At 72.3% G+C, this 20972-nt stretch carries 14 protein-coding genes and 2 pseudogenes; 12 read left to right on the top strand and 4 right to left on the bottom strand.

Annotated features, from left to right (window positions below; translation table 11 throughout):
* From AB0D27_RS18575 to AB0D27_RS18560, 4 genes and pseudogenes are all read left to right on the top strand, one after another.
* A pseudogene (locus tag AB0D27_RS18575) lies at positions 1-462 on the top strand (hypothetical protein); the annotation flags it as partial.
* A 49-nt stretch (positions 463-511) separates the two neighbouring features.
* Positions 512-628, top strand: a complete 117-nt coding sequence (locus AB0D27_RS18570) for a SapB/AmfS family lanthipeptide (RefSeq protein WP_028798592.1) — start codon at positions 512-514, stop codon at positions 626-628.
* A 120-nt stretch (positions 629-748) separates the two neighbouring features.
* Positions 749-2518, top strand: coding sequence for an ABC transporter ATP-binding protein (locus AB0D27_RS18565; RefSeq protein ID WP_362509384.1), 1770 nt, complete (start codon positions 749-751; stop codon positions 2516-2518).
* A pseudogene (locus AB0D27_RS18560) lies at positions 2515-4023 on the top strand (ABC transporter ATP-binding protein/permease); the annotation flags it as partial. The gene AB0D27_RS18565 and the pseudogene AB0D27_RS18560, both read left to right, overlap by 4 nt.
* Before the next feature lie 231 nt (positions 4024-4254).
* On the opposite strand, the gene AB0D27_RS18555 reads toward AB0D27_RS18560, so the two are convergent.
* Positions 4255-4863 (bottom strand): response regulator transcription factor, encoded by a 609-nt coding sequence (locus AB0D27_RS18555; protein WP_362509381.1) that lies wholly within the window; start codon positions 4861-4863, stop codon positions 4255-4257.
* Between the two features lie 277 nt (positions 4864-5140).
* Between AB0D27_RS18555 and AB0D27_RS18550 the strand changes: the two genes are divergently transcribed.
* Positions 5141-7291: a SpoIIE family protein phosphatase gene (locus AB0D27_RS18550; protein ID WP_362509378.1), complete on the top strand. Its 2151-nt coding sequence runs from the start codon at positions 5141-5143 to the stop codon at positions 7289-7291.
* Between the two features lie 107 nt (positions 7292-7398).
* Here AB0D27_RS18550 and AB0D27_RS18545 read toward each other — a convergent pair whose 3' ends face one another.
* Positions 7399-8703 carry a S1 family peptidase gene (locus AB0D27_RS18545; protein WP_362509375.1) on the bottom strand — a complete coding sequence of 435 codons (1305 nt, stop codon included), beginning with the start codon at positions 8701-8703 and terminating at the stop codon, positions 7399-7401.
* 198 nt (positions 8704-8901) lie between these two features.
* On the opposite strand from AB0D27_RS18545, the gene AB0D27_RS18540 reads away from it, so the two are divergent.
* From AB0D27_RS18540 to AB0D27_RS18520, 5 genes are all read left to right on the top strand, one after another.
* Positions 8902-9315 carry a PaaI family thioesterase gene (locus AB0D27_RS18540; protein WP_362509372.1) on the top strand — a complete coding sequence of 138 codons (414 nt, stop codon included), beginning with the start codon at positions 8902-8904 and terminating at the stop codon, positions 9313-9315.
* A gap of 477 nt (positions 9316-9792) precedes the next feature.
* Complete coding sequence (locus AB0D27_RS18535) at positions 9793-10008, top strand: type A2 lantipeptide (RefSeq protein WP_362509369.1); 216 nt, start codon at positions 9793-9795, stop codon at positions 10006-10008.
* A 90-nt stretch (positions 10009-10098) separates the two neighbouring features.
* Positions 10099-10908 carry an HlyD family efflux transporter periplasmic adaptor subunit gene (locus AB0D27_RS18530; RefSeq protein WP_362509366.1) on the top strand — a complete coding sequence of 270 codons (810 nt, stop codon included), beginning with the start codon at positions 10099-10101 and terminating at the stop codon, positions 10906-10908.
* Entirely contained in the window at positions 10905-13127 is a 2223-nt protein-coding gene (locus AB0D27_RS18525; protein WP_362509363.1) for an NHLP family bacteriocin export ABC transporter peptidase/permease/ATPase subunit, read from the top strand. The genes AB0D27_RS18530 and AB0D27_RS18525 overlap by 4 nt, the downstream gene beginning before the upstream one ends.
* Before the next feature lies 1 nt (position 13128).
* Positions 13129-15957, top strand: coding sequence for an NHLP bacteriocin export ABC transporter permease/ATPase subunit (locus AB0D27_RS18520; protein ID WP_362509360.1), 2829 nt, complete (start codon positions 13129-13131; stop codon positions 15955-15957).
* Positions 15958-15961: 4 nt separating this feature from the next.
* On the opposite strand, the gene AB0D27_RS18515 is transcribed toward AB0D27_RS18520, so the two are convergent.
* On the bottom strand, positions 15962-16498 hold the full coding sequence (locus AB0D27_RS18515) for an SRPBCC family protein (protein WP_362509357.1): 537 nt from the start codon (positions 16496-16498) through the stop codon (positions 15962-15964).
* 157 nt (positions 16499-16655) lie between these two features.
* Here AB0D27_RS18515 and AB0D27_RS18510 point away from each other — a divergent pair, with 157 nt between their 5' ends.
* Positions 16656-18158: an MFS transporter gene (locus AB0D27_RS18510; RefSeq protein ID WP_362509354.1), complete on the top strand. Its 1503-nt coding sequence runs from the start codon at positions 16656-16658 to the stop codon at positions 18156-18158.
* A gap of 16 nt (positions 18159-18174) precedes the next feature.
* Here AB0D27_RS18510 and AB0D27_RS18505 read toward each other — a convergent pair whose 3' ends face one another.
* A complete protein-coding gene (locus AB0D27_RS18505; RefSeq protein ID WP_362509351.1) occupies positions 18175-19752 on the bottom strand; it encodes a phosphatase PAP2 family protein in 1578 nt (525 codons plus the stop codon).
* Between the two features lie 204 nt (positions 19753-19956).
* On the opposite strand from AB0D27_RS18505, the gene AB0D27_RS18500 reads away from it, so the two are divergent.
* Entirely contained in the window at positions 19957-20964 is a 1008-nt protein-coding gene (locus AB0D27_RS18500; protein WP_362509348.1) for a Ppx/GppA family phosphatase, read from the top strand.
* The last annotated feature ends 8 nt before the right edge of the window (positions 20965-20972 follow it).

Below are 20972 nucleotides of genomic sequence, written 5' to 3'. Positions count from 1 at the left end.
GGGCGCGGCGGCGCCGATGTGGCGGCCGGTGGCGCGTTCGGCGCCGCCCTCCACGGCAGGGACGGCGTCGGCGCTCACCGCACGGGCGGCGCGGGAGCGGCGGCGGAGTTCGCGCGGGCGCGGTCCGCCATCCTTACCGCCGCGACCTCGCGTTTCTATGCGCAGCCCGGGCTGTTCCAGGGACGCGCCGGGATGATCCTGCACCTCAGCCGCACCAGCGCGCCGGGCGCCACCGGGGAGCGGCTTGCCGAGCAGGTCGCCGGGCTGGGCTGGTTCGCGATGGCGTACCAGGGTCAACTGGCCTTCCCCGGGCACCAGATGATGCGGCTCTCCATGGACCTGGGCACCGGAACGGCAGGGTGCCTGCTCGCGCTCGGCGCGGCTCTGGGCGGCGAGACCCAGGCCCATCTGCCGTTCCTGCCGCCGCTCGACGGCGGCCCTCACACGCGGCTCCGCGACTGACGGAGTCGTGACTCAACACCCCGTCCCCAAGCAAGGGAAAGGACACGAGATGGCACTTCTCGACCTGCAGACGATGGAGTCCGACGAGCACACCGGCGGTGGCGGCGCGAGCACGGTGAGCCTGCTCTCCTGCATCTCCGCCGCGAGCGTTCTGCTCTGTCTCTGACGGCACCGCGAAGGCACGGCTCCGGGCGGTTCCCTCCCCTCACGGGAGGGGCCGCCCGGGGTCCTTCACCGCGCAACCCTGGAACGTGCAACGTGCAAGGGATACGAGGGACTCCGCCGCGTGACCACTCCCGCCGACACCCGAACGTCGCCCTCAGCGGCCCTGCTGCGCGCCGCCACCCGGCACAGCGGCTCCCGCTGTGTGGCCCTGTGCCTCGCGACCACCGCCGCGACGGGAGCGAGCCTGCTGCTGCCGGCCGCGCTGGGCCGGGCCCTGGACCTCCTGCTGACCGATCCCGACGGGGGCCGGGCCACGCACTGGGTGCTCATCTGCACCGCCCTCGTCGTACTGCTCGCCGTACTCGACGCGTGCGAGACCGTCCTCGGCGCGACCACGAACGCCCAGGCCACCGCATGGCTACGCCGACGGCTGACCGGACACGTACTGGCCGTCGGGCCGCGGGCGGTCGGCCGGTTCGGACCGGGTGAGCTGGTGGCACGGCTCGTCGGGAACGCCGCGCAGGCCGGGACCGCGCCCGCCACCGTCGCCGCGCTGCTCGCCGCACTCGCCGCGCCGGTCGGCGCGATCGTGGCGCTCGGTCTCGTCGATCCCTGGCTGGCGGCCGTGTTCGTCGGCGGCGCACCGCTGCTCACGCTCCTGCTGCGGGCCTTCGCACGGGACTCGTCGCGATGCGTGGCGCGCTACCAGGAGGTGCAGGGCCGCATCGCGGGCGGTCTGGCCGAGGCGATCGGCGGCTTCCGTACGATCGCGGCCGGCGCAACCGCCGAGCGCGAGGTGGCCCGGATCCTGCGACCGCTGCCCGAACTCTCCAGCGCGGGCCGCCGGATGTGGCGGGTCCAGGGACGTGCCGCCGCGCAGGCCGTCGCCGTGGCACCGCTTCTGCAGATCGGGGTCCTGGCCGTGGCGGGCATCCTGCTCGTGCACCGCCGGCTGTCCGTCGGTGATGTCCTCGCCGCCTCCCGGTACGCGGTGCTGGCGACCGGCGTCGGCGTCCTGGTCGGACAGCTGTCCGCTCTAGTGCGCGCGCGGGCGGCGGCCGGGCGGCTGGCCGAAGTCCTGGACGAGCCGCCGACGATGTACGGGACACGCCGACTGCCGCCCGGCCAGGGGCGGTTGGAGCTGCGCGGCGTGAGCGTCCGGCGCGGCGGGCGCAGCGCGCTCGACGGGATCGATCTGGTCGTCCCGGGCGGAACCACCCTCGCCGTGGTCGGGCGTTCGGGCTCCGGCAAGTCACTGCTCGCGGCGGTCGCGGGGCGCCTGGCCGACCCGGACGGCGGCGATGTCCTGCTCGACGGGGTACCCCTGCGCGAGCTGGCCCGGAGCGAACTGCGCGGCGCGGTCGGCTACGCCTTCGAGCGGCCCGCGCTGCTGGGTGACACCATCGAAAACACCATCGGCTTCGGTGTCCCCACGCCCTCCCACGACCGCGTCGTCGCAGCCGCCCGCACCGCCCGCGCCGACACCTTCGTCCGCCGGCTGCCCGAGGGGTACGCCACCCCGTGCGCCGACGCCCCCCTTTCCGGTGGTGAGGCCCAACGCCTCGGACTTGCCCGGGCGTTCGCCCAGGGCGGCCGGCTGCTGATTCTCGACGACGCCCTGTCCAGCCTCGACACGGTCACCGAGCGCCACATCGCCGAGTCCCTGTTCCGCCACAACGCCGCAAGCAGCCGGCTGATCATCGCCCACCGGGCGTCCACGGCGGCACGAGCCGACGCGGTGATGTGGCTGGACGGGGGCCGGGTGCGGGCGCTCGGGTCTCATGCGCGGCTGTGGCGCACGGCCGAGTACCGGGGCGTGTTCGGGCCGGACGGCTCGGCGGGAGAGGACAACGGCCCGAGCGGGGCGGCCGGAGACGGAGAGGGCTCATGACGGTGTACCGGCGCGGGCTGCGGTTCCTGGCCGGCAGGTGGAGCGTGGCCGTACGACTCGCCGCCTGGTCGATGCTGGAGACGGGGCAGACCTTCCTCATGGGGTACGCCCTGGCACGGGCCCTGGACGAAGGGTTCCTGGCCGGGCAGGCGGACGTCGGCCTTGGCTGGCTCGGCATCGCGGCGCTCGCCGTGGTCGTCGGGGCGTACGGGACGGGGCGGGTGTACGGGGCCGTGGCCGCGCTTGTGGAGCCGGTGCGGGACCGGCTGGTACGGCGCGTGGTGGAGCGCGGCGTGCGGGAGGGCGACGGCGGGGCGCTGTCCGGGCTCACACAGCAGGTGGAGATCGCCCGGGACACCTTCGCCGGTCTGGTGATGGTCTCGCGCTCGTTCCTGTTCACCGCCGCGGGCGCCCTGATCGGGCTGTGCTCTCTCGACCCGCTGCTCCTGCTGGTGGTCGCGCCTCCGCTCGCGGCCGGGGTGACCCTGTTCGCGCTGACGTTACGGCCGTTGGCGCGCAGGCAGGAGGCGTTCCTCGTGGCCGACGAGGACATCGCCGTCCAACTGGCCGCGATCTGCCCAGGGTTGCGGGACATCACGGCGGGCGGCGCCGAGGAGCGGGTCGCCGCAGACGCGGGTGCGCGGGTGGACGCCGAGGTCGACGCGGCGCGCTCGCTGGCCCGTTGGGGTGTGCTGCGTGTGGTGGCCCTCGCCGTCGGCGGCCAACTCCCCCTCGTCCTGCTGCTCGCCTGCGCCCCTTGGCTGCTGGACCACGGCGTCACCGCGGGCGCACTGGTCGGCGCTCTCGCCTACGTCACCCAGTCCCTGCTGCCGGCCCTGCAGAATCTGGTCCATGGCCTGGGAACAAGCGGCGCCCGCCTGGCGGTGGTACTGCGCCGGCTGACACCGGAAACGGCGTCTACGCCGACCGACTCGCCCGCCACCCCCTCGGCCGAGGCCGCCCCGGCCGACGTACCCACCCCCTCGGGCCTCCCCACCCCCTCGGGCCTCCCCGGCCCCCCGGCCGCCCCCGCCCTCCGCGTCAGCGACCTCACCTTCGCTTACGGCCCCGCCGCCGCCCCGGTCATCGACAACCTCCACCTCCGGCTCCCACAAGGCGCCCATCTGGCCGTCGTGGGCCCCAGCGGCATCGGCAAGTCGACACTCGCCGGGCTCGTGGCGGGGCTCCTGGACCCGGGGCACGGCACAGTCGAGGTGTACGGACATCCGGTGCCCGGCAGCGCGGCCGCCGCGCACCGGGTCCTCATCCCGCAGGAGGCATACGTCTTCACCGGCACGCTCGCCGAGAATCTGGGCCACTTGCGGCCGGATCCCGTCCCGGAGGCGGAGTTGCGGGCGGCGGCCGAGGCGGTCGGGCTGGACCGGCTGCTGGACCGGCTGGGCGGGCCGGCGGCCCAGGTCGAGCCGGGAGCGCTGTCCGCGGGTGAGCGCCAGCTGATCGCACTGACCAGGGCGTATCTCTCGTACGCACCGCTCGCGCTGCTCGACGAGGCGACTTGTCACCTCGATCCGGAGGGCGAGGAACGCGCGGAGCGTGCCTTCGCCGCGCGCCCCGGCGGCACCCTCGTGGTCGTCGCCCACCGCATCAGCTCGGCGCGCCGCGCCGGGAAGGTGCTGGTCATGGACGGGCAGCGCCTCGACCTCGGCGACCACGAGGATCTGATGGAGCGGTCGTCGCTCTATCGCGACCTGATCGGCAGCTGGTCGCGGGCGGGCTCACAGCCACCCCTCCCCCTGGGAGATGCGGATGGCGTCGACGCGGTTGCGGGCCCCAGTCTTGCGCGTGATCGCCGCCATGTAGTTGCGCACGGTCCCGTGGGACAGATGGAGGCTGCCGGCGATCTCGGCGACGGAGGCGCCCTCGGCGGCCAGGGATAAGACGCTCAGCTCGCGCCGGGTCAGCGGCATCTCCGCGGCCTTGAGGAAACCGAAGCCCAGCGAGTCATCGACGAAACGTTCCCCCTCGGCGACCCGGCGTATCCCGAACACCAGCCGCTCCGGCGAGCCCTCCTTGTCGACATACCCGAGCGCACCGGCTTCGGCGGCCCGCCTCAGCAGGCCTGGTCTGCTCGCACTGGCAAGCACGAGAAGCTTCGGCGGCGGGGCGCCCGCGCCGCGCCCGCAGAGCTCGGCGAGCGGCGGGATGCCGTAGGAGTCGGCGCAGTCCAGGTCCGCCGCGCAGACGTCCGGGCCTATGGACCGGACGCGGCCGGGCGCGCTGCGCCACGGGGTGTCGTACACCCCGAGGTCCGGTGTGCGGCGCAGCCACTCCGCAAGCACCTGCCGCACCAGACACGCGTCGTGCACCAGTAGTACCCGGATCACATCGGCTCCTCCAGGTGACGTCGACGGCACTCTTGTCGTGAGCGCGTGCCCATTGTTGGCGCATGCGACCGCTCGTGGGCGCGAAGAACCGGCCAACAGGGTGCGCGGGGGCGCACGGAGAGCGCCCGCGCGCCGCGTCGCGCTTCGACCCAGGGAGCATGGCTTCGAGCCCGGGGGGTATTCCTGGTCTCCGTCCAGCGGCTCCGCTCGCCGTGCGCGATGAGCGTCAAGGAGAGAGCCTTTATCCCTGGGAGCTGTCGCGCGGCCCTGCGAGGAGGTGGTCGGCGTGTCCGACTGGCAGGGGTCCAGGCAGGCGCCGGCCGGTCGGCCGGTTCCGGTCGGACGGCCGCTGCTGTCGCTGACGCTGGCCGCGATGCTGGACGACGTCCACGCCCACTCCGGCGCGCTCTATCTGCTGGCGTCCCGCGAGCCCGTCCTGGAGATGGCGGTCATGGCGGGGCTGCCCAGGGCCTTCGCCGCGCCCTGGGAGCGGGTGGGGCTCAGCGCGCCGATCCCGGTCGCCGACGCCGTACGGGAGCGGCGGCTGGTCTGGGTCAGCGGCGAGGACCAGATGGCTCAGCGCTATCCGCGCATCGCCGTGGTCCTGCCCTACCCCTTCGCGCTCGCCGCGCTGCCGGTGGCGACGGAGAACGCCGCGTACGGCGCGGTCTATGTGACCTGGCCGGGCTCCCATCCCCCCGAACTGTCCGACCGGGAGCGGGAGCATCTGACGACGGCCTGCGACCGGCTCGCGCTGCGTCTTGAGCGGGCCGCCAAGGAACAGCAGCGGGTCCACCATGAACCCGACCTGCCGACATCGGCCGCAGCGGGGAGCGTGGCCGACACGCTCGGCACTGTGGAGGCCGCGCGGATGGTGGCGCGGCTGCCGTACGGGCTGTGCGCGCTCGATCTGCACGGGCGGGTCAGTTTCGCCAACGCGGCGACGGCCGAGCTGCTCGGCCTTCCGGTCAGCCGGCTGCTGGGCGCCCAGCTGTGGGCGTCCGTGCCCTGGCTCAACGACCCGGTCTACGAAGACCGCTACCGTGCCGCGCTGATCAGCCAGCATGTGACGTCGTTCGTGGCGCTGCGGCCGCCCGGCGACTGGCTGTCGTTTCGGCTGTATCCCAGTACGAACGGGCTGAGCGTACGCATCTCGCGGGCCCGCGCGGTGTCCGAGATGACGCGCGCGGGACCGCAGCGCGGCGACGACAACGCGCGCCTGGTGACCATCTCCCATGTGCTGAGCCTGGCCAGCGCGCTCACCGAGGCGGCGGGCGTGCAGGACGTGGTGCAGCTGGTCGCCGACGAGGTCGCGCCGGCCGTCGGCAGCCAGGCCCTGGCCGTCCTCGGTACTCAGGCCGGGCGCCTGCACGTGCTCGGGCACCGCGGCTATCCGGACGCGCACATCGTGGAGCGCTTCGACGGGCTGCTGCTCAGCGCGCACACGCCGGGGACCCAGGCGCTGAACACCGGCGTGCCCGCGTTCTTCGAGTCGCGTCAGCAGCTGGAGCGCCTCTACCCGTCCCGCAACGCCACGCCCGACGGCATGGCCGCTTGGGCGTATCTGCCGCTCATCGCGTCCGGGCGCCCTGTGGGCACCTGTGTCCTCGCCTACCAGCGGCCGCACTCCTTCCCGGCGGACGAGCGGGCCGTACTGACGAGTCTGAGCGGTCTGATCGCCCAGGCTCTGGAACGCGCGCTGCTCTACGACGCCAAGCATCAGCTGGCGCACGGTCTGCAGGCCGCGCTGCTGCCGCACTCCCTGCCGCCGCTGGCCTCGATCGAGGCGGCCGCGCGCTACCTTCCCGCCACCCAGGGCATGGACATCGGCGGGGACTTCTACGACCTGGTGCCCTCGCACGGCCGGGCCGCGGCGGTGATCGGCGATGTACAGGGGCACAACGTGACGGCGGCGGGCCTGATGGGGCAGCTCCGCACCGCCGTACGCGCGTACACGACGGTCGGTCAGACGCCGGCGGAGGTGATGCGGAGCACCAACCGGCTGCTGATCGACCTGGGCACCGACCTGTTCGCCAGCTGCCTCTATCTGCGTCTCGACCCCGCGCGCGAGGTGGCCGTCATGTCACGCGCGGGCCATCCGCCGCCCCTGCTGCGGCGGCCGGACGGCAAGGTCAGGGTGCTCGACCTGGCCGGCGGGCCCCTCCTCGGGATCGACGCCTCGGCCACGTATCCGTCGACGGAGGTGCCGCTCGTCCCCGGGTCCGTGCTCGCCCTCTACACCGACGGGCTGATCGAGTCCCCCGGCGTCGACATCGAGGACGCTCTCGCCGACCTCGGGCGGCGGCTCGCCGAGACCGGCGACCAGCCCCTGGACGAGCTGGCCGACAGTCTCGTACAGCACGGCGAGACGGCGTCGCGGGAGCGGCTCGACGATGTCGCGCTGCTGCTGCTGCGGGCGCGGGACTGAGCGATCGCACGCGGCGGTCCGGCCCTCCCGCCGGAGGGCCGGACCCTCTCCACTGCCGACCGGTACCGCTGTTTCGCGGCCGGGTCAGTGGCCCTTGGCCACCCGCGTCAGGGGGTCGCCGTCACCAGGCCCGAGCCGTCGTCCGCGCCGGCGCCGCTCTGGTCACCCGCGTCGCCGGTCGGGTCACTGGCACTCGCACTGGCGCTCGGGTCCACCGCCCCGCCGCTCTGGTCGCCGGCGCCCGCCGGGTCACTGGCACCGGCACTGGCGCTCGGGTCCGCCGCACCGCCGGCCCCGGCGTCCGAGGTGCCGAGCGTCGCGCCGACCGCTGCCAGCGCGGTCGTGACGGGTTGGAAGAAGGTCTCGCCGCCGGCGGTGCAGTCGCCGCTGCCGCCGGAGGTCAGGCCGATCGCGCTGCCGTCCTGGGTGAACAGGGAGCCGCCGCTGTCGCCCGGTTCGGCGCACACATCGGTCTGGATGAGACCGGTGACCGTGCCCTCCGGGTAGTTCACGGTGGCGTCGAGCCCGGTGACGTTGCCGTCGTGCAGACCGGTGGTGCTGCCCATGCGGAAGACCTGCTGGCCCACGGCGGCGTCCGCGGCCTGAGTGATCTCGACGCTCTGGCCGTTGCCGACGTTCACCGCGCTGTTGGTCTGCGTGTTCGGGTCGTCGTACTTGACGAGCGAGAAGTCGCCGTTGCCGGGGAAGGTGGCCTGGTCGACGGTGGCGATCGGCGCGCCGTTCTGCGCGTCCGACCACTGGGCGGCGGCGACACCGCAGTGGCCCGCGGTGAGGAAGGCGGGGCTGCCGTCGCTCGCGGTGACGTTGAAGCCGAGCGAGCAGCGGGCGCCGCCGCCGAAGATGGCGTCGCCGCCGTCGACGAACGTCTTGAAGGTGCCCGTGGACTTCTTGACGGTCGCCACGTCCGAGCCGAGCCCCTTGACCGTGGACGTCAGCGTGTCCCACTTGGTGCCCGTGACGGTGGAGTCGGCGGTGACGCGGATCTCGTTGGTCTTCGGGTCGACCGCCCACGCCGTACCCGGGATCGTCGCGTCCGCCTTCAGCGTCTTGGCGGCGGCCTTGAGCGTGGAGGTGCTGTTGTGCACCTCGTTGGCGACCGCGCCGGCCTTCTCGATCTGGTTGACGACGTTGCTGTCGTTACCGACGACGTTGATGACGAGCTGCTGCTTGCCGGCGTCGTAGTACGACCCCGCGAAGGTGTCACCCAGTTGGGAGGCGAGCTGCGAGGCCACGTCCGTGACATCGGTCGCCTTGAACGTCTTCGGGGTGGCGTCGTCCGAGTGCGACTGGGACGCGTTGGCATTGGGCAGCAGAAGAGCCGCCGCTCCGAGCGCCGCAACGCTTCCTGCCGCGAGGGCGGCCTTGCGCTTGGGTATCCGTTTGTGACTCAACTCTTGACCTCCTGGGGACGGGGTCGATGCCGCCGTCCGGCAGCTGACTGGGGGGGCGCCTGGATGCCCGTTGATACGCGTGAGCCACGTGGGGTGTTCAACTGCCTTTGCACTTGGCAGGAGTTGGCCCGGCCCAAAGGCGTGGATTGCGAGGCAATCGGGCCTTTCCGCCGAGCGGGCCGGGGAACAATGCCCTGTATGACGCTGAACCTCGCCGAAGCCGACAAGATCCTCGCCGACCACTTCGCCCCCTGGGTGCTCGAACTGGGCCTGTCCGTGGCGGAGCTGGGCGAGCGCCGCGCCCTGCTGCGGCTTCCATGGTCCGCGCGGCTCTCCCGGGACGGTGGTTCCCTGTCGGGCCAGGCGCTGATGGCCGCCGCCGACACGGCGACCGTGATCGCGGTGTCGGCGGCGCGCGGCGGCTTCGTCCCGATGACGACGGTCCAGCAGTCCACCAGCTTCCAGCGGGCGGTCACGGACGCGGACGTACTCGTCGAGGCGGTCCTCACCAAGCTCGGCCGCAGGATGGCCTTCGCGGACATCACGATGACCGCCGAAGGCGCGGCGGAGGCCGCGGCGCGCGCGAGCACGGTGTACGCGCTACTGGGCTGAGCGGTGCGCGCAGGCCACCGAACGGCACGTTCCGCTACCGATCAGTAACGGTCCGTCTTCCATCAAGAACGGAATCCCGGCTTCAGCGAATCTGCACATCGAATACGCAACCAAGTCACCGCATGCGAGGGATCTGCACACTCGCACGCCCCCCTCCGCTCCATTGCGACGGGACTGTCCCATTCGCCCGCGGGGCCGCAAGGGCATGCGTGAACCAATGCCGCGCCACATGTGAAGAACTCGCCGTCGAGACGTGCGCACGCCTGCACGGTTGCCTGCCCTGGGCGTTCAAGTCCCCAGGTGAGAGCACTGGTTGATTGGATGCGCGCACCGCGACCGTGCTTTGATCCGTGCACCGCCGAGGTCGCACCAAGGTTCCCGGAAACGGGGGCCGCGTCCCGCGGTGGCGGCCGTCATCTGTCCCCCAGAGGGGGCCGCTCCCCCCTTATGAATATCCATACGAAGGGAAGTTCCATCATGAACTCCACCCCCCGTGTTGAGACCGCCGAGATCTCGGACGCCGACCTCGACAACGTCTCCGGCGGCCTGTCGCTGAACGCCGTTGGCTCCGTCACCGACCTGGTGGACGGCGTTGCCCCGGTCTCCGGCCTCGTGGGCACGGCCGTCGGCACCGTCGAGGGTGTGACCGGCCTGAACACCGCCCCGGTCACCGGCCTGGTCGCCGGTCTCTGATCGCGCCTCATGCCGCTGAGTCCCGGAACCGCTTCCCGGTTCCGGGACTCTCGGATGCCGTAAATCTCTCGAACAGGTGAGGGAAGTCCCGTGCAGTTCCGCCAACAGGCCCTCGCCAAGCTGCAGTCGCCCGAAGAGCTCGACCTTCCGGTGCGTTTCGCCCGCCCGCAGGGCTGGCTCGCCCTGTCCGTGACGGTCGTCGTCATGGCGGCCGCGTCCGTCTGGGCCGTGACGGGCACGGTCGCGTCCACCGTCAGCGCACCCGCCATCCTCACGCACGGGGAGGGCAGCTACGTGCTGCAGAGCCCCGTCGCCGGGCAGGTCACCGAGGTCCTCGCCAAGGAGGGCGAACGGCTCGCCGCGAACGCCCCGGTGCTGAAGGTCCGTACGGCGCAGGGCCAGACGGCCGTCGTCCGTACCGTCGCTGCGGGCCGGGTCACCGCACTCGCCGCCGCCATCGGCGCGATCATCCAGACCGGCGCGAACGTCGCCGCCGTGGAGAAGGTCGCCCAGGCCGACGATCCGCTGTACGCGACGGTGTACGTCCCCGCCGAGAGCGCCGCCACCATCCCCGCGAACGCCGCCGTCGACCTCACCGTCCAGTCGGTGCCGACCCAGCAGTACGGAGTGCTGCGCGGCCATGTGAAGGCGGTCGACCGGGCCGTGCAGACCCAGCAGCAGATCGCCTCCTTCCTCGGGGACAGCCAGCTGGGCGAGCAGTTCACGAAGAAGGGCAGGCCGGTGGCCGTCCTGGTGCGCCTGGACCGTTCGTCCGGCACGAAGAGCGGCCTCAAGTGGTCCTCGCACGACGGGCCGCCGTACGCGCTCACCTCCATGACCCTGGCCACGGGTTCGATCCGCCTGGCCGATCAGCGCCCCATTGATTGGCTCCTGCCGTGACCACCGCACCAGACACCCGGGGCAGACGCCGTGCCGCCCCACCCAAGCGCACGGTCCCCAAGGGCAGGACGAAGACCGTCCGCACCCCCACCGTGCTCCAGATGGAGGCCGTGGAGTGCGGCGCCGCCTCCCTCGCCATGGTGCTCGGCCACTACGGACGGCACATACCCCTCGAAGAGCTGCGCATCGCATGCGGTGTCTCACGGGACGGCTCGCGCGCCAGCAACCTGCTGAAGGCCGCGCGCAGTTACGGCCTGACGGCCAAGGGCATGCAGATGGACACGGTCGCGCTCGCCGAGGTGAGGGCGCCCGCGATCCTGTTCTGGGAGTTCAATCACTACGTCGTGTACGACGGCATGGGGCGGCGTTTCGGCCGACGCGGCGTACACATCAACGACCCCGGCAAGGGCCGGCGTTTCGTGCCGATGGAGGACTTCGACACCAGCTTCACCGGCGTGGTCCTGGTCATGGAGCCGGGCCCCGACTTCCGCGAGGGCGGCCGCAAGCCAGGGGTGCTGGGGGCCATGCCGGCCCGGCTGCGCGGGACTTCCGGGACGATGCCCGCCGCGGTGCTGGCGAGTCTGCTGCTGGTGGCGGTCGGCGCCGCGGTGCCCGCGCTCAGCCGTACCTACATCGACACGTATCTGATCGGTGGCCAGACCTCGCTGCTCGGCGTGCTGTTTGCGTCGATGGGTGCATCGGTGCTGCTCACGGTGGTGCTGACGTGGCTGCAGCAGGCGAATCTGCTGCGCGGCCGCATCATCTCCTCGACGCTCTCCAGCGCCCGCTTCCTACGCCATCTGCTGCGGCTGCCGGTCACCTTCTTCTCCCAGCGCAGCCCCGCCGACCTGGTGCAGCGCCTCCAGTCCAACGACGCGGTGGCCGAGACCCTGGCCCGCGATCTCGCGGCGGCCGGCGTGGACGCGATCGTGGTCGTGCTCTACGCGGTGCTGCTCTACTCCTACGACCCGCAGCTCACGGCCGTCGGCATCGGTGTGGCGCTGCTGAACGTGGTGGCCATGCGGGTGGTGATCCGGCTGCGCTCGACCCGCACCGCGAAGCTGCGCGCGGACAGCGCCCGGCTCACCAACACCGCCTACACCGGCCTGCAGTTGATCGAGACGATGAAGGCGACCGGCGGTGAGGACGGCTACTTCCGCAAGTGGGCCGGACAGCACGCCACGACGCTGGAGGAACAGCAGCGCCTCGGCGTGCCGAGCGCCTGGCTGGGCGTGGTCGCGCCGACCCTCGCGACGCTCAACTCCGCGCTGATCCTGTGGATCGGCGGTCTGCGCGCGGTCGAGGGCCATATCTCCGTCGGTCTGCTCGTCGCCTTCCAGGCGCTGGTGACCCGCTTCACCGCGCCGATCACCCGCCTCAACGGTGTCGCGGGCCGCATCCAGGACTTCGCCGCCGATGTGGCCCGCCTCAAGGACGTCGAGAATTTCCAGGCCGATCCGCTCTACGCCCGCTCCGGCACCGGCGAGTCCACCCGCCGGCTGCAGGGCCATGTCGAGCTGGAGAACATCACGTTCGGCTACAGCCCGCTGGACAAGCCGCTGCTCACCGGCTTCTCGCTGACGGTCGGCCCGGGCCAGCAGGTCGCGTTGGTCGGCGGTTCGGGAAGCGGCAAGTCGACGGTGTCCAGGCTGATCTCGGGTCTTTACACCCCGTGGGAGGGCACGATCCGTATCGACGGACAGCGCCTGGAGGACATCCCGCGCGGCGCGCTCGCCGCCTCCGTCTCCTTCGTCGACCAGGACGTCTTCCTTTTCGAGGGGACCGTCCGGGACAACATCGCGCTGTGGGACCCGTCGATCCCGGACGAGGCGGTGATCGCGGCGCTCGAGGACGCGGCGCTGTACGACGTGGTGACGCGCCGCCCCGGCGGCATCCACAGCCGGGTCGAGCAGGACGGGCGGAACTTCTCCGGGGGTCAGCGCCAGCGCCTGGAGATCGCCCGGGCGCTGGTGCGCAGGCCCAGCATCCTGGTGCTCGACGAGGTGACCAGCGCCCTGGACGCGGAGACCGAGCAGACCGTCATCGACAACCTGCGCAAGCGCGGCTGCGCCTGTGTGGTGATCGCGCACCGGCTCAGCACCGTGCGCGACAGCGACGAGATCGTCGTACTGCAGCACGGCACGATCGTGGAACGCGGGCGGCACGACGCCCTGGTGGCGGCCGGCGGTCCGTACGCCGCGCTGGTCAAGGAGCGATGAGATGACGACGGTTCACGAGGGCGTTCACGAGGGCGACCTCGTCCTCGGGGCGCTCGGCGCCATGGGCACGCCGATCGACTGCTCAGGCCTCACCCGCCTCGATCTCGAGGGCCCGCAGGTCCTCTGGCTGGTCGCGGCGGGATCCATGGACCTGTTCGCGGTCGACGCCGTCCAGCAGGGGCACTGGCATCACCTCGGCCGCCTCGAAGCGGGTTCCCTGCTGCTCGGCCCGGTCGCGGGACCCCAGCACACGCTCGTCGGCCGGCCGTTGCGCGACTGCGTCGTGCACCGGATCGTGCTGCGCGAGCTGTACCAGCCCGTCAACACGGAGACCTGGTCGTACGACGATTACGGCAACCCCCAGTATGTTCCGCCGACTTCGAGCCCGCTGGAGTACGCCCTCTCCCTGGGCGTCGGCCGCAGTCTCTCCATCCTCTTCCAGGCGCCGATGGCCACGGAGAACGCCGCCGCGCTCACTGACGACGACGTCTTTTGGATGCAGGTACCGCCCGGCAGTGTGCAGTACGGCTCCCTGTACGGCGCCGAGGCGGCGGCCGACCTGCTGATGGACTCCGGTGTCTGGCAGAGCATGGTCGACCAGCAGTACCGCCTCCTGACCACGCTCGACCGCTGGATCGAGCAGCTGGAGGCCAGCCACGAGGACCGTACGGCGGCGGGTATCAAGGCGGGCGAGGCCGTCCGCGCCCAGGCCGACCGGACGCTGCTGGCCTCCATCGGGAAGTCCTCGGCGAAGCGCCCGACGGCGGCCGACACGGACGCCACGTACGCGGCCTGCAAACTGGTCGCCCGCGCGGCCGGGATCACCCTCGCCGAGTCCGCGCAGAGCGGCACCGAGAGCGACCGGCTCGACCCGGTCGAGCGGATCGCGCTCGCCTCACGCGTCCGCACCCGTGCCGTACGCCTCGACGGGCGCTGGTGGCGCGACAACATCGGCCCGCTGGTCGGCCACCGCGCCGTGTCCGGTGCGCCGGTCGCGCTGCTGTGGCGGCGCGGCGGATACATGGCCGTGCAGCCGTCCTCGGGGCGCGAGACTCCGGTCGAGAAGGCCAACGCGGCGGAGTTCGCACCGCGGGCCGTGATGTTCTACCGTCCGCTGCCCGAGCGGAAGCTGAGCCCGCTGCGGCTGCTGCGGTTCTGTCTGCAAGGCACGGGCGGCGATCTGGGCAACCTCGCGATCAGCGGCCTGGTGACCGTGGCGATCGGTGCGCTCGTCCCGATCGCCACCGGCAAGGTGCTCGGCGAGTACGTGCCGAAGGCGCAGCACGGCCTGATCGTGCAGGTCTGTCTGGCCATCATGGTCACCAGCGTCGTGTCGGCGGCGTTCATGCTGCTGCAGAACCTCACGATCCTGCGGATGGAGGGCCGGATCGAGGCCACGCTCCAACCGGCCGTCTGGGACCGGCTGCTGAGACTGCCGACGAAGTTCTTCACCTCCCGCTCGACCGGTGAACTCGCCAGTGCCGCCATGGGCATCAGTGCGATCCGCCGGCTCCTCGCGGGCGTAGGTCCCACCCTCGCGCAGGCGGGCACGGTCGGCGCGATGAATCTGGGTCTGCTGCTCTGGTACAGCGTTCCCATGGCGCTGGCCGCGATCGGCATGCTCGTCGTCATCGCGGGCGTGTTCCTGGGGCTCGGCCTGTGGCAGGTGCGCTGGCAGCGGCGCCTGGTCGTGCTCGGCAACAAGCTGAACAACCAGGCCTTCCAGACCCTGCGCGGTCTGCCCAAGCTGCGGGTCGCGGCGGCCGAGAACTACGCGTACGCCGCGTGGGCGAGCGAGTTCGCGCGCAGTCGTGAGCTCCAGCAGAAGGTCGGTCGCATCAAGAACCTGACCACGGTGATGGGCGCGGTGTATCTGCCGCTGTGCTCCCTGCTGATGTTCATGCTGCTCGCGGGCCCGGCGCGCGGCTCGCTGTCGGCCGCCGACTTTCTCACCTTCAACACGTCGATGACGATGCTGCTCACCTCGGTCACCCAGATCACCGGCGCGTTCGTGTCGGCGGCGGCCGCGCTGCCGATGTACGAGGAGATCAAACCGGTGCTCGACGCGACGCCGGAGGTGCGGGTGGCGAGCACCCGTCCGGGTGTGCTGTCCGGTGGGATCGAGGCGCGGCGGCTCTCCTTCCGGTACGCCGACGACGGCCCCCTCGTCCTCGACGACGTGTCGTTCGACATCAGGCCGGGCGAGTTCGTGGCGATCGTCGGGCCCAGCGGCTGCGGCAAGTCCACCCTGCTGCGGCTGCTCATCGGCTTCGACAAGCCCGTCTCGGGCAGTGTGCTCTACGACGGTCAGGACCTGGCGGCCCTCGACCAGTCCGCCGTGCGCCGTCAGTGCGGTGTGGTGCTCCAGCATGCGCAGCCGTTCACCGGATCGATCCTGGACTGCATCTGCGGCACCGAACCGTGCACGCCCGAGGAGGCGATGGCGGCGGCCGAGATGGCGGGCCTGGCCGAGGACATCAAGCGGATGCCGATGGGACTGCACACCATCGTCTCGGGCAGCGGCGCGATCTCCGGCGGCCAGCGTCAGCGCCTGATGATCGCCCAGGCTCTGATCCGCCGGCCCCGCATCCTCTTCTTCGACGAGGCGACCAGCGCCCTCGACAACGAGACTCAGCGCACCGTCATCGAGAGCACCCGGGCGCTCAACGCCACGCGGGTGGTGATCGCTCACCGGCTGTCCACGGTGCTGGACGCGGACCGCGTCATCGTGATGGAGGACGGCCGGGTCGCCCAGCAGGGGCCGCCCGCGCAATTGCTCGCGGACACGGGCGGCCGGCTGCACGAGCTGGTGCGGCGGCAGCTGGCCTGAGCGGTCAGTCCATCCCCGGCACCGGTGCGCCGGAAGGGAAACCCGCCGCGATGCAGGCGCGGTAGATCTCCTTCCAGGGCGCGGCCGCCCCGGCGTGCGGGCCGTCGAAGCGCTCGCCCCGCGCCTTCGCGTCGAGGGCCGCGAGGCACACCTCCCAGCCGGCGGCGTTGCGGGCGGCGGTGTTCTCGGCGGCGAGAACGTTGGTGAGCGTGAAGCGGGTGCGCTTGTCGCCGAGGGCTTCGAGGTCGAAGCGCAGCTCGTCGCCGCCCCACTCGAAGGAAAGGTGCCGGGGCGGGTCGACGGCGAGGACGCGGCCCGTGGACTCGGGCATGTTCGGGTCGCCGCTGAACGTGATGGTGCCGCCCGGGCGCGGCTCGATCTCGGCGCGGGAGGGGAACCACCCGGCCAGCTCGTCCGGATCGGTCACCACCTGCCAGACCCGGTCGATCGGATGCTCGTAGGTGCGGCTGAAGCGGACGGCGGGGCGGCCGTCGTCGAGCGTGAGGTAGGTGCCGGTGAGCGGGGTGGCCTCGGCGGACATGGTGGCTCAGTCCCTTCGTAGAACTCGCGCGATCCAGCCCACTTAGCGAAACGTTGCCGTTTCGCAGAAAAGGGTCTAGTCTCGAACTGTCGATGTGTACGAAACCGTTTCGTTTACGTGCACGCAATCTGAGCGACTTCCCTGGAGTGTTTCCCCCATGTCTCAGACCATGACCGAAGGCACCCGCACGGGTGCCGCGGACGCAACGTCCGCAGCCGCGTCGAGGCGGCGGTGGTGGATCCTCGCGATCGTCGGCATCGCGCAGCTGATGGTGGTCCTCGACGCCACCATCGTGAACATCGCCCTCCCCTCCGCACAGGCTGACCTCGGTTTCTCCGACGGCAACCGGCAGTGGATCGTCACCGCCTACTCCCTGGCCTTCGCCTCCCTCCTCCTGCTCGGCGGGCGCATAGCGGACCTCTTCGGGCGCAAGCCCGCCTTCCTGATCGGTGTCGCCGGATTCGCCGCGGCCTCCGTGCTGGGCGGCGCCTCGACCAGCTTCGGGATGCTGGTCACCGCCCGCGCCCTGCAGGGCGTCTTCGGCGCGCTCCTCGCGCCCGCAGCCCTCTCGCTGCTGAACACGACGTTCACCGACGCCAAGGAACGCGCCAAGGCGTTCAGCGTGTACGGCGCCATCGCCGGCGCCGGCGGCGCGGTGGGCCTGCTGCTCGGCGGTGTGCTGACCGACGCGCTCGACTGGCGCTGGACGCTGTTCGTGAACCTCGTCTTCGCGGTGGTCGCCTTCGCCGGTGGCTGGGTGCTGCTCAGCAACCACCGTGACGCGGCGAACTCCAAGCTCGACCTGCCGGGCACGCTCCTGGTCTCCACCGGTCTCTTCTCGCTGGTCTACGGCTTCTCCAACGCCGAGACACACCACTGGAGTTCGCCCGCCACCTGGGGCTTCCTGATCGCGGGCGGGATCCTGCTGACCGCTTTCGCCTGGTGGCAGACCCGCGCCAAGCACCCGCTGCTGCCGATGCGCGTGCTGCTCGACCGCAACCGCGCCGCCTCCTTCGTCACCGTGCTCATCACCGGCGCGGGCATGTTCGGCGTCTTCCTCTTCCTCACCTACTACCTGCAGCTCAACCTGGGCTTCAGCCCGACGAAGACCGGCGTGGCGTTCCTGCCGATGATGGCGGCCCTGATGGTCATGGCCCAGGTCTCCACCACGATCCTGGTGCCGCGGATCGGACCGAAGGCCGTCATCCCGGCGGGCTTCGCGGTCGCCGTGGTCGGCATGGCGTGGCTGACCGGCATCGGCGTCGGCTCGTCCTTCTCCACCGCCGTCCTGCCGCAGCTGCTCCTGATCGGCGCGGGCCTCGGCGTGGTGATGCCGCCCGCCATGTCGCTGGCCACCAGCGGGATCGCTCCCGAGGACGCCGGTGTCGCCTCCGCGACCGTCAACACCATGCAGCAGGTGGGCGGTTCGATCGGTACGGCGCTGCTGAACACGCTCGCCGCGAGCGCCGCGACGAACTACCTCTCGGGCAAGGACGCGACCAGCAAGCTGGTCCAGGCCCAGGCGACGATCGAGAGCTACACGACCGCCTTCTGGTGGTCGGCCGGCTTCTTCGCCGCCGGCGCGGTCATCGCCCTGCTGCTCTACCGCCGCGGAAAGCTGGAGCAGGACCCGGAGGCCGCACCGGTCGTCCACATGTGATCGACCCGATCACCCACTAGGCCGAGGGGCCGCCGTCCGCAGGGAGACGGCGGCCCCTCATCCGTCCGCGGTAACGGGCGGTCCCGGCGGCCAGGCGGCCCTGCTGGGCCGGCTCACTCTGCGTCACGGCGGGCCGATACACGATGAGCGCACGGTCCTCCTTCTCCAGCCTCAACCGATCCGGCGTGGGGACCACTTCGCCGTCGTAGGCGAGGGTGTCCGCGCCGGTCAGGCCCTCCAGCTGCACCCAAGGAACCTGTTCGGCGCTGTAGACCCGGGACCGGCGCAGCCCGCCGACGAACGCGGAGGCGATGACGCGGGTCCGGGCGAGAGTGTGGTCGCCGTCGACCAGGCGCAGATCGAGCAGCGCGTCGTCGAGGCGCGGCCGGAAGGCGGGCGCGAACCCCTCGGGGACATACCGGCCGTTGCCCGCGAAGAGCAGCCACAGTCTGCGGGGGCGGCCGTTGACGCTCAGCTCGATGGGGGTCGCGGTACGCAGGACCCGCACGAGCGCGACGGCCGCGCCGGGCCACTTGCCCCACCGCTCCTCCAAGCGCTCGCGCTGCCCCACGAGTTCGGGGTACAGGCCGATGCTGAGGGTGTTGAGGAACCGCACGTCCCGCCCGCCTCCCGAGCGTGCCACGCCGATGTCCACGGCCACCGCCTCACCCCGGGCGACCGCGACCGCGGTGTCCTCGAAGTCCGGCACGCCCACGTCCTGAGCGAAGTGATTGAGGGTGCCGCCGGGGAACACCGCCAGCGCGAGCCCTCGTTCGGCCGCCGCGCGGGCCGCCGCGTTGACGCTGCCGTCACCTCCGCACACGCCCAGCGCGCCACCCGTCGCCGCCGCCCGCTCGACCGCCTCCGCGAGCAGCGCGGCGAAGTCGTCGTCGGGGCCGCACTCCATCAGTTCGGCGCCGGGCAGCAGGTCGCGCAGCCGCTCGGCGGGCGGCAGCGGCGCGGCGGGGGCGCCGGTGCCTGCCCGGCTGTTGACGAAGACGACCAGCCCCTCGCCGCGGGGCAGCGCGGGCGCGTGCGCCGCGGGCCGCTCCCGCTCGGGGACGGCCGCGCGCGGCGGCCACCAGCGGCAGGTGAGCGCGGCGGCCCCGGCACCGATCGCCACCCCGGCCAGCACGTCACCGGGGTAGTGCACGCCCACGTAGACGCGGGAGAAGGCGACCGCGGCGGCGACGGGCGCGACGAGGGCGCCGTAGCGCGTGGACTCCAGGGCGACACCGGTGGCGAAGGCCGCGGCCGAGGCGGAGTGCCCGGAGGGGAAGGACGTGGTCTGCGGCTGACGCCCGAGGTGCCGGATCCTCGGCACGAGGTCCAGCAGCGGGCGGGGTCGGCGGGCGGACCACTTCACCACCGTGTTGACAGTCAGTGAGGCCAGCGCGAGCGAGCCCATACCGCGCAGGGCCGCGCGTCCTGCCGTGCCTCCGCCGATCACCGTGAGCCCGGCCGCCGCGCCCAGCCACAGCCGGCCGCGGTCGGCGGAGTGGCTGAGCCGCCGCAGCGCCGGATCTGCTCCGGGCACCCGCGCCCCGGCCACCCTGGTGAACACCCGCCGGTCCAGCTCGCCCAGTGCGCCCATGCTCCACGGCTACGGTGCCGCGCCCGCGCCCGCATCCCGGGCGACTCGGACCGGTGACGTCGCTGCTCCGGGCGGCGCAGTGGTCCGCGGTGAGGCGACACAGCCGCGCGGCCCGAGCACCTCCCCCGTCCCACGGGTTACCGGTGGTCACAACACCGTGCGTGGAGGGCGTGTCCCCCGAACCGCGGGGGTACTCAAGGGGACATGCGAGTGAGCGTGGTGGATGTGGGGTCGAACACGGTGCGGCTCGTGGTGGCGGACGCCGAGGGCGGAGTGCCGCTGCCGGTGCACACCGAGAAGTGGCGGCTGCGGCTGTCCGAGCGGGTCGAGCCCGGGGGGCTGATTCCCGATCAGGCGGCGGCGTCGCTGGTCGAGGCGGTGCGTTCGGCGGGCAGTACGGCTCAACGGTGGGGCGCGGCAGGCCCGTTGGCCTTCGCGACGGCCGTGGTGCGCAACGCGCCGAACTGCCGGGAGGTGTTGCGGACCGTACGGGCGGAGACCGGGGTACGGCTGTGCACGCTGCCCGGCGAGGTGGAGGCCGAGCTCACCTTCCTCGCGGCGCGCCGCTGGATGGGCTGGCGCTCGGGGCCGCTCGCGCTCCTCGACATCGGCGGCGGCTCCCTGGAAGTGGCGTTCGGGCGGGGCCGTTTACCGGACTTCGTGGCCTCGCTGCCGCTCGGTGCGGGCCGGCTGACCCGCGAGTTCTTCGAGGGGCAGGACCCGCCGTCGCCGGACAGCGTGAAGGAGTTGCGCCGCAAGGTGCGCCATCAACTGCGGGACGTGGCCGCCAGGATCCGCTGGGAGGGACCGCGCTCCGCCGTGGCGACCTCGCGGACCTTCCAGCAGCTGGCGCGGCTGTGCGGTGCGCCGCCCGGACGCCACGGGCCCTTCGTGGAACGGGAGTTGCGGCGGGCAGACCTGCGCGACGCGGTCGACCGCCTCTCCCGTCTCACCGCCACGGAACGTGCCCGGCTCCCGGGGATCTCGGCGCCGCGGGCCGCGCAGAGCCTGGCCGGCGCGGTGGTCGGGCACACGGCGATGAAGCTGACCGGCCTCAAGCAGGTCTCCGTCTGCCCCTGGGCGATCCGCGAGGGCGTCCTGCTGCGGCACATGGAGGAGGGCGCCTCCTGGTGGACGGACATCACCCACGTCAGCGAGGAGCCCGCGCCCGCGGGCGGCGTACCGCTGCGTCTGGCCACCCCGGCGCGCTGAGCGGGCCG

The sequence above is a fragment of the Streptomyces sp. NPDC048415 genome, from assembly GCF_040651675.1.
Classification (GTDB): domain Bacteria; phylum Actinomycetota; class Actinomycetes; order Streptomycetales; family Streptomycetaceae; genus Streptomyces.
Note: the sequence above shows the minus strand (reverse complement) of the source record. Positions and strands in the feature narration are given on the sequence as shown.

Bases quoted from the DNA above. Each gene is read 5' to 3' on its own strand.
- AB0D27_RS18500 (WP_362509348.1), top strand. From the start codon at position 19,957: ATGCGAGTGAGCGTGGTGGATGTGGGGTCGAACACGGTGCGGCTCGTG.
- AB0D27_RS18515 (WP_362509357.1), bottom strand. From the start codon at position 16,498: ATGTCCGCCGAGGCCACCCCGCTCACCGGCACCTACCTCACGCTCGAC.
- AB0D27_RS18505 (WP_362509351.1), bottom strand. From the start codon at position 19,752: ATGGGCGCACTGGGCGAGCTGGACCGGCGGGTGTTCACCAGGGTGGCC.
- AB0D27_RS18535 (WP_362509369.1), top strand. From the start codon at position 9,793: ATGAACTCCACCCCCCGTGTTGAGACCGCCGAGATCTCGGACGCCGAC.
- AB0D27_RS18570 (WP_028798592.1), top strand. From the start codon at position 512: ATGGCACTTCTCGACCTGCAGACGATGGAGTCCGACGAGCACACCGGC.
- AB0D27_RS18510 (WP_362509354.1), top strand. From the start codon at position 16,656: ATGTCTCAGACCATGACCGAAGGCACCCGCACGGGTGCCGCGGACGCA.
- AB0D27_RS18540 (WP_362509372.1), top strand. From the start codon at position 8,902: ATGACGCTGAACCTCGCCGAAGCCGACAAGATCCTCGCCGACCACTTC.
- AB0D27_RS18520 (WP_362509360.1), top strand. From the start codon at position 13,129: ATGACGACGGTTCACGAGGGCGTTCACGAGGGCGACCTCGTCCTCGGG.